Genomic DNA, 1108 nt, shown 5'->3' with positions numbered 1-1108 from the left:
TCACTAGGGAGTATTTAGCCTTGGGAGATGGTCCTCCCGGATTCCGACGGAATATCACGTGTTCCGTCGTACTCAGGATCCACGCCGGAGGACAACCAGTTTCAGTTACCGGGCTATTACCGTCTATGGCGAACCGTTCCAGGTTGCTTCACCTACCGATTGTCTTGGTCACTCCATATGGCGTGTCCTACAACCCCAAGACGCATGCGCCTTGGTTTGGGCTGTTTCCGTTTCGCTCGCCGCTACTCAGGAAATCGCTGTTGCTTTCTCTTCCTTCAGGTACTGAGATGTTTCAGTTCCCTGAGTTGTCTTTCATCACCTATGTATTCAGTAATGAATACGACCCCATTACGGGTCGTGGGTTTCCCCATTCGGAGATCCTCGGGTCGACGCTTACTTACTGCTCGCCGAGGCATATCGGTGTTTGTCCCGTCCTTCTTCGACTCCTAGTGCCAAGGCATCCACCGTGCGCCCTTATCCACTTAACTAACACAGGACGTGTTGACTTCGACGACGTCACAGGACGTGACGATTTAAGTCGAAGAACCGACCTTTGTGTGAAAAGACGCTTGTGTCTTTACTTTGTTTCGATGCTTTGGTATCTCATCTTATCTAGTTTTCAAGGTACTTAAATCAAAACGTTACATTAACTAATGTAACATTTAATAGTTGGTGGAGCCTAGCGGGATCGAACCGCTGACCTCCTGCGTGCAAAGCAGGCGCTCTCCCAGCTGAGCTAAGGCCCCGTTTAATATTTATAGATGGTGGGCCTGAGTGGACTTGAACCACCGACCTCACGCTTATCAGGCGTGCGCTCTAACCGACTGAGCTACAGGCCCATCTTTATTGTGGTGAAGATTAATAGATTTCAATCCTTCAAAACTAAACAAAATAGCACTGTCATCCTTATTTTAATTCCTTAGAAAGGAGGTGATCCAGCCGCACCTTCCGATACGGCTACCTTGTTACGACTTCACCCCAATCATTGGCCCCACCTTCGGCGGCTGGCTCCGTGAAGGTTACCCCACCGACTTCGGGTGTTGCCAACTCTCGTGGTGTGACGGGCGGTGTGTACAAGGCCTGGGAACGTATTCACCGCGGCATTCTG

2 tRNA genes and 2 rRNA genes are annotated in these 1108 nt (G+C 50.3%); all 4 read right to left on the bottom strand.

From position 1 onward, the window contains the following. Positions 1-488, bottom strand: a 23S ribosomal RNA gene (locus ABID56_RS12940); the annotation flags it as partial. 182 nt (positions 489-670) lie between these two features. Beyond that, positions 671-746, bottom strand: a tRNA-Ala gene (locus ABID56_RS12935). A gap of 16 nt (positions 747-762) precedes the next feature. Further along, a tRNA-Ile gene (locus ABID56_RS12930) sits at positions 763-839 on the bottom strand. A gap of 84 nt (positions 840-923) precedes the next feature. Next, positions 924-1108, bottom strand: a 16S ribosomal RNA gene (locus tag ABID56_RS12925); the annotation flags it as partial.

This window comes from Alkalibacillus flavidus, from assembly GCF_040545925.1.
GTDB classification, from domain to species: domain Bacteria; phylum Bacillota; class Bacilli; order Bacillales; family Alkalibacillaceae; genus Alkalibacillus; species Alkalibacillus flavidus.
Note: the sequence above shows the minus strand (reverse complement) of the source record. Positions and strands in the feature narration are given on the sequence as shown.